The following is a 7,415-nucleotide window of genomic DNA, read 5'->3' as shown; positions in this document are numbered from 1 at the left end:
TGCCATCGTCTCGCCTGCCTTCACATTCTTACGCGCCATTTTTGCGGCGCTTGTCGTTATTTCCTGCATTAGGTCCGCCGGACCTTATGATCCAGTCGCCTCGCGGGTACTCACTTCACACTGGCCCTTAACTCAGAGGGCCAAACACAAACTCAAACAGTCCACGCTTCAAACAGCTGTCATGGATCGGTGCCCGGATGCTCCTTTCCGGCTACGCGTTACGACTCATACAATTCTTACTCAAGGCTGATTGCCCGGAACGGGTCTTGCGACAACCATTCAATTAACGAAGATGCGCCTAAAACAGCATTCCGGTTAATGAATGGTAAGCAATAGCCATGAGAGACAAACTTAATAGGAACAGGGCCTTAAAGACCAGAACTCAGCACCCGCGGACAAGACTGCCCACGTCAATTGAAGACTCAATGTGATGCTAACTCCGGGCCGTGGGCCCACCCCTCTGATGTCCTGACTTTAGCGAAGCCTCGCGGCAAAGAGCAAGCCTAAGATCTGCAGTTTTTTCTTCAATTAAGACTTGCATGGTCGATGTCGCGGGCCAGAGAATCGGGCGTCAAAGAAATAACACCTTTGGATTCAATGCGTTTCCCGAACCGATTTTTTAGGTGGCCACGATATGTTCTCCGACAAAATAAATTTTAAAAAAATGGCTTGACTCAGACGGTCTTCCGAGTCCCTCGCGAGCCCTGTGGATAACTGTGGATAAAGATTTGCAAGTTTTTGAAAATAAAGAGGAATTTCAGTCATTCATTTTTCCGAGAGCTTGGAGATTATTGAAATAATATAAAATATCTCTAAAAAACATGCCCCTAGTTTAATGGGTGCTGTTCTTTAAAAAAGTTCCAAAAAAGAAAACCCGGCTAACAATGAGCCGGGTTTCTAAAACCTAGTTTTAATTTTAGGTTATATTAGGCGTTCAATGCCTTAACGCGTGCAGCAAGGCGCGAAACCTTACGAGCAGCGGTATTCTTGTGAACGACGCCCTTTGAAGCAGCGCGCATCAGTTCAGGCTCAGCAGCCTTGAAAGCAACCGATGCTGCTTCCTTGTCGCCGCTCAAGAGCGCATCTTCAACCTTGCGGAGGAAGGTACGAACGCGCGAGCGACGCGACTTGTTGATTTCGGTGCGGGCAGTGATCTTGCGCACTGCCTTCTTGGCCGAAGGAGTATTGGCCATAAATGCCTCTCTTTTTCTGTCAGCAGCCCACCGGATATAACCGTCGGGCACAAAACCTCTAGGGCAGCCATAGTGCCTAGGGCCGCCGATCCGTGGCGGGCTTATAGATCAGCTTTGCTCCCGCGTCAACGAGGATTCTGACGAGCAACTAAGCCAAAAGGCCGGATACGCGGCCTTCCGGCTTAAATTCGAGCCTCAAATAAAGCCCACCCGGCTAAACTGCCGCGGTCTGATTGCCTCTTATGATCAGACGATCAGCGATTCTTGAAGGATGGCGTGCGCTTATCGATGAAAGCGGACATGCCTTCTTTCTGGTCCTCAGTGGCAAAAAGCGAATGAAACAGCCGGCGCTCAAAACGCAGTCCTTCATCAAGTGTGGTCTCATAGGAACGGTTGACCGATTCCTTCACCATCTGAACTGAAGGCTGCGAGAAGGAGGCAATGCGCTCGGCAGCTTTCAATGCTTCCTCGATCAGTTCTTCAGGCGCCACAAGGCGCGAGACAAGACCACAACGCTCGGCTTCTTCCGCATCCATCATGCGACCGGTCAGACACATATCCATGGCTTTGGATTTACCGACATAGCGCGCAAGGCGCTGTGAGCCGCCCATGCCCGGCATAACGCCAAGCGTGATTTCCGGCTGTCCGAATTTGGCATTAGTGGCTGCAATAATGAAATCGCACATCATAGCGAGCTCGCAACCGCCGCCCAGCGCATAGCCCGACACGGCTGCAATGATCGGCTTGCGCACACGATCCACTTTGCGCCAATCGGCAAACATGTCCTGCAAATAGGCGTCAACGAAGTTGATCGGCTGCATTTCCTTGATATCGGCGCCGGCCGCAAAAGCTTTTTCCGAACCGGTGAGCACGATCGCTCCGATTTTGCCATCGGTGTCGAAAGCAGCCAGGGCTTCGGTCAGCTCTTTAAGAACTGTACTGTTGAGCGCATTGAGCGCCTGCGGTCTATTAAGACGAACAAGACCAACGCCACCGCGCGTCTCAACAACGATCGTTTCATAGGCCATGGAATAGTTCTCCTCCTTCATCAGATCAGAATTTGCTGGACAAGGTGTACTGCCGGTTTCCGTTTGGCAAGATCAGCCAAATATCAACTTTGACATGATGCGCAGAAAAAGGTCGATCGACCCGCCTGCACTGCGCGCTCAATCATGCCTGTGCAGCCCGGAGCACGACAAGGTTGCGCCTCGCGCCCATAGACCGAGAATGAGTGCTGAAAATAACCAAGGGCGCCATCGGCCTGAATATAGTCTTTCAAACTCGATCCACCAGCGGCGATGGCTTCTGCAATTACGGTGCGGATATCCTCGGCAAGGCGATCAAGCGTCTCCTTGTTTTTCGCAATAGAACCTGCCGCACGCATGGGCGAAAGCCGTGAGCGCCACAAAGCCTCGCAAACATATATATTGCCAAGCCCTGCGATCAGTCGCTGATCGAGCAGTGCCGCCTTTAATGGCGTCTTGCGACCTTCAAAGAGTGCGCCCAGTAATTCGCCGGAAAGCCGGTTGCCTGTCGGCTCAATGCCAAGCCCTTTGAGCAAAGGATGATCATCAAGCGCGCCTTTTTCAGCAAAGAGCATGAAACCAAAGCGCCTGGGGTCATTATAGATGATGCGCGCTTTTGAGCCATCCTGGCGCAACATATGAAAGACGACATGGTCATGTTTGGCGATTTTGGATCGCTCATGGTGAAAACCGCCGGGCATGCCCTCTGCATCATCCGCTTCAATGCGAAACGAACCGGACATGCCAAGATGGCTGATAATAGACAGCCCGTCATCCAGATGCATGGTCAGATATTTCGCACGGCGTCCCAGCGCCTCGATACGATGGCCTGATATGCGCTCTATGAATTGATCGGGAAAAGGAAACCTCAGATCGGGTCTGTTTTGCTCCACCCGCTCGACATTTGCGCCTTCCATGAAGGGCTGCAACCCACGGCGAACCGTCTCGACCTCTGGCAATTCCGGCATTGATACTCTTCCCAGCAAATAGTTCAACCAGACTCATATAAGCCCCAGCAACTGCATTTGCCATCCGTTAACCCAAACCGGATCGAAGTCATGCTTAAGCCTCTCTGGAGCAATATTAACGCTTTATTTTCCTTGTTTCTTAAACTCATCACAATTGGCGGGCATTAAAAGGAACCCCAACGAGACTTCAGCTCAGGGTAAGTAACATGCCGGCTTTGATGACGCGCTTTTTCAAGAACAGATCGGGTGCAGCGATGATCGAATGCACGCTCATCGGTGCGCTTGCCATTATTGCTGTCATCAGTGGCATGGCGCTCTTCGCCGGAAAACCCGCTTCTGCTTTCGATTACAACGCAGCCGCACAGGTTCAGTTCGTCGAACGAAACTAGAGTAGTTCTGGATTAAGTTGAACCATTGGAAATGCTCTATTTTTTTGAGCACATCTTATTCCGAAAACCGGTTCCCACTTTTCGGGATGTGCTCCAAGTTGTTTGGCCTTCATACAGAATTGAATAGCCACCCGGTTCCCGCCGGATGGCTATTTGCTTATTAACGTATCTAGCGCATCGTACTTTGTGGGCCCAACAGGGCGCATGGCGCTCTAAAAGTTTTCACCGCCGAGGAATGTCATGACCGTTAAGATCGTTACCGCAAAATCAGCAGACAGCCGCCCCATCTGGTTCATCGGAAAGAACAAGGTCGATCAGGCGGCTCTGACACCTGATGCTCAGTCCTGGGCAAGGGCGAATGATTTCAACGGCGAAGCCGGACGCGTTCTTGTGCTACCGGGCAAGGACGGATCAATCGCTGGCGCTCTGTTTGGTACAGGCGATGACGAACAGGGCGGTCAATCGCAGCTTCTAGCTGGTAAGCTTGCCCGCAGTCTGCCAGAGGGTGATTGGCATATTGAAGGCAATCCTGATCATGCCGAACTGACAGCACTCGCATTTCTCATGGGCGGCTATAGTTTCACGCGCTACCGCAAGGGCAATGGCAAGACGATCCGTCTGGCAGTTCCCGAAGGCGTGGATGCCGCTGAAACACAGCGTATCGCCGATGCTGTAACGCTTGCCCGTGATCTCATCAACACGCCGACCAATGATATGGGCCCTGATGCTCTGGAACAAGCGGCACGCGATCTTGCTTCCAAAAATGGTGCAACGATTAGCACAGTGGAAGGCGATGCTCTCCTGAAACATAATTTGCCCATGATCCATGCAGTAGGTCGTGCCGGCAGCATCGCACCGCGCCTGATTGATCTCAAATGGGGCAAAGACAGCGATCCAAAGATCACGCTCGTCGGCAAAGGCGTGTGTTTTGATACCGGTGGCCTCGATATCAAACCTGCAAGCGGCATGTTGCTTATGAAGAAAGATATGGGCGGTGCCGCCAATGTGCTGGGCCTTGCCTCCATCATCATGGACGCGAAGCTCCCTGTTCGATTGCGTGTCCTGATACCAGCTGTCGAGAACGCAATCGCGGGTAATGCATTCCGCCCAAGTGATGTTCTGCAAAGCCGCAAGGGATTGACGGTTGAAATCGGCAATACCGATGCCGAAGGTCGACTGGTTCTGGCAGACGCACTGGCACTGGCCGATGAAGAAGAACCTGAACTCATTATAGATATGGCAACGCTCACAGGTGCCGCGCGCGTAGCGCTCGGTCCGGATTTACCGCCTTTCTATACGCATGACGACACCCTTGCAGCAAGCATTGCAGAGAGGGCTGCTAAAACAGCAGATCCACTCTGGCGTATGCCACTCTGGCAGCCATATGCGCAGAAGCTTTCGTCGCGCGTAGCAGACATCAATAATGTCACCACCGATGGCTTTGCAGGCTCTGTGACGGCTGCATTGTTCCTGAGCCGCTTTGTCGAGAAGGCGAAAAGTTGGGCACATTTCGACATCTACGGCTGGGTGCCGGTGGAAAAACCTGCCTCTCCGATTGGTGGTGAAGCACAGGCAATCCGCGCCCTCTACCAGCTTCTCAAAGAGAAATATCCTGCCCAGAAATCGGCCCGATGACTGGCCCAACGATCGCCAAAGGAAATCGCTTGCCTGCAAAACAAAAACAGCATTGAATGATACGGGTCCGAAACGATATTGAACGCATCGCGAAAAGCGTGAAGCGGTTTTGGGACAAGATGCGCGTATTGAAAGCGGCTTGTGATTTATGCCCGTTGAACTGAAACCTTTGCAGGCACTAACATTGCTGCGAACCTTGTCGCTGGAGCAGGTGCGGGACGAGATGCCCGATCTGACCACGCGTCAGGTGGCTATTCTTTTGACCATTTATCTGGAGCCCCCGCCGCATACCGTGCGAGGGCTCGCAGCCAAACTGAATGTCACCAAGCCGGTGATTACACGTGCTCTCGATACGATGGGAACGCTCAATCTTGTATCCCGGCATCGTGATGAAAAAGATCGTCGAAATGTGCTAGTAAAGAGAACAGTTACTGGCGCACTTTATGTCGAAAGATTGGGCGATCTGGTGATCGCTAAGGCCAGGGAGTTACCACTGTGAGCATGCTCGACCGTCGCTTAAACGCCTATCGTCCCGATCTCGCTGATGAACGGTTGAGCGGGAAGGTTGAAGCGAGCCGTTTTACTGCTGGCACTTTGATGCAGGTCTCTGCGTCCGTCGTCGATCTTCGTTCTGAACCACGACCGGACAGCGGCCCACAAACCCAGATCATTTTCGGCGATATGGTACGCGTGTTCGAAGAGCAGGATGGCTGGAGCTGGGCGCAGGCCGAGCGCGACGGCTATACAGGCTACGTATCCTCAGCCTCGCTGGAAAAACCAGGCGCGGATGCGACGCATATGGTCATCGTGCCGCGCACTTTCATCTACCCCGGTTCTGATCTTCGTTTCCCGCATACCAAGGCTCTTTCGCTTGGCTCGCGCGTTCGTATTGTCGGTTCCGCTGAGACACGCGGCACACAATATGCACTGCTTGAGAATGGCGAAGCCCTGATTGCAGGCCACCTTGCGTCCCTTGATCAGCATGCGCCTGACTATGTAGCCGTTGCTGAGACCCTGCTGCACACGCCCTATCTATGGGGCGGAACATCGGGCTTTGGTATTGATTGCTCCGGTATCGTTCAGCTTTCCATGTGGGTTTCGGGCCGCAAAGTCTTGCGCGATTCGGATATGCAGCAGACCACCCTCGGCGAGATCATCGAACCGGATGCTAACTATTCCAGTCTCAAGCGCGGTGATCTGGTGTTCTGGAAAGGTCATGTCGCGATCTGCGCATCGCCTGACATGCTCATCCATGCCAGCGGCCACACTATGACAGTGACCATGGAGCCACTGAACGATGCAATCAAGCGTATCGCCTATCTCTATGACCTGCCAACTCTGATCAGAAGGCCATAAGCGTGAGACGATGACGGGCAAAGGAACAATATGGATCGCGGGGCTGATTTTCGGCCTCGGCGCCTTTTTCCCTTCCGCCGTCTCCTTTGAAAGAATTGCTCGCATGACCATTACCGCTTTGCCAGCCAGCTTTGCCAGCGTCAATGGCATTGAGATGTATTACCGCGTCGTGGGTAAAGGGCCGCCAATTCTTCTCATCCATGGCGGCTTATCAGACCAGCATGTCTGGGACGCGCAGCTGCCAATTCTTGCACGTGATCACACGGTGATTGTCGCAGATAGCCGTGGTCAAGGACGCTCAACGCGCACGACCGATCCACTCACCTATGAGCTTATGGCCGACGATTATGTAGCACTGCTGGATTATCTCACCATCGGCAAGGTCGATCTTGTCGGCTGGAGCGATGGTGGCATTATCGGCATTGATATTGCCATGCGTTATCCCGAGCGGCTTAAAAGCCTGTTTGCGCAAGCTGCCAATGTCACGCCAGAAGGCTCGACCGGCTACATGCTGGCGCGCGCTGAAGGCAAGCCGCTTCCCGAACTGCGCCACTATGAAAGCATCGACAAGGAAATCCATGCCTTATGGGCGAATGAGCCGAACTATACAGCTGAAGACCTGTCGAAGATAACGGTGCGAACCGCCATTGTAATCGGTGATCACGATACAGCGGTCACACGAGAGCATACCGAGTTTATTGCGGATCATATTCCCGGTGCACGGCTGGTTATCCTGCCCGACTCCGGTCACGGCGTCCCGGCCGAAAATCCCCGGCTCTACGCACATACAGTGCTGAAATTCATTGCCGGCGATAGTCTTGACGGTTCGGTTACGGCCAGCAAATAGCT

General features: G+C 52.9%; 8 protein-coding genes. 5 read left to right on the top strand and 3 right to left on the bottom strand.

The features are described from left to right. Window positions 1-926: 926 nt before the first annotated feature. From rpsT to mutM, 3 genes are all read right to left on the bottom strand, one after another. Entirely contained in the window at window positions 927-1,193 is a 267-nt protein-coding gene (gene rpsT / locus CES85_RS22080; protein WP_095447814.1) for a 30S ribosomal protein S20, read from the bottom strand. A gap of 254 nt (window positions 1,194-1,447) precedes the next feature. Then, complete coding sequence (locus tag CES85_RS22075; RefSeq protein ID WP_024898319.1) at window positions 1,448-2,221, bottom strand: enoyl-CoA hydratase; 774 nt, start codon at window positions 2,219-2,221, stop codon at window positions 1,448-1,450. An 83-nt stretch (window positions 2,222-2,304) separates the two neighbouring features. After that, a complete protein-coding gene (gene mutM, locus CES85_RS22070; protein WP_095447813.1) occupies window positions 2,305-3,186 on the bottom strand; it encodes a bifunctional DNA-formamidopyrimidine glycosylase/DNA-(apurinic or apyrimidinic site) lyase in 882 nt (293 codons plus the stop codon). Window positions 3,187-3,392: 206 nt separating this feature from the next. On the opposite strand from mutM, the gene CES85_RS22065 reads away from it, so the two are divergent. From CES85_RS22065 to CES85_RS22045, 5 genes are all read left to right on the top strand, one after another. After that, on the top strand, window positions 3,393-3,575 hold the full coding sequence (locus CES85_RS22065) for a Flp family type IVb pilin (protein WP_095447812.1): 183 nt from the start codon (window positions 3,393-3,395) through the stop codon (window positions 3,573-3,575). Window positions 3,576-3,815: 240 nt separating this feature from the next. Further along, window positions 3,816-5,210 carry a leucyl aminopeptidase family protein gene (locus CES85_RS22060; RefSeq protein WP_095447811.1) on the top strand — a complete coding sequence of 465 codons (1,395 nt, stop codon included), beginning with the start codon at window positions 3,816-3,818 and terminating at the stop codon, window positions 5,208-5,210. Window positions 5,211-5,358: 148 nt separating this feature from the next. Continuing rightward, window positions 5,359-5,709, top strand: a complete 351-nt coding sequence (locus CES85_RS22055; RefSeq protein WP_095447810.1) for a MarR family transcriptional regulator — start codon at window positions 5,359-5,361, stop codon at window positions 5,707-5,709. A 2-nt stretch (window positions 5,710-5,711) separates the two neighbouring features. After that, complete coding sequence (locus tag CES85_RS22050) at window positions 5,712-6,566, top strand: C40 family peptidase (protein ID WP_191793756.1); 855 nt, start codon at window positions 5,712-5,714, stop codon at window positions 6,564-6,566. A gap of 10 nt (window positions 6,567-6,576) precedes the next feature. Beyond that, on the top strand, window positions 6,577-7,413 hold the full coding sequence (locus tag CES85_RS22045) for an alpha/beta fold hydrolase (RefSeq protein ID WP_095447808.1): 837 nt from the start codon (window positions 6,577-6,579) through the stop codon (window positions 7,411-7,413). Window positions 7,414-7,415: the final 2 nt, after the last annotated feature.

The organism is Ochrobactrum quorumnocens (assembly GCF_002278035.1).
Lineage (GTDB): Bacteria > Pseudomonadota > Alphaproteobacteria > Rhizobiales > Rhizobiaceae > Brucella > Brucella quorumnocens.
This window is presented reverse-complemented; position numbering and strand designations above follow the sequence as displayed.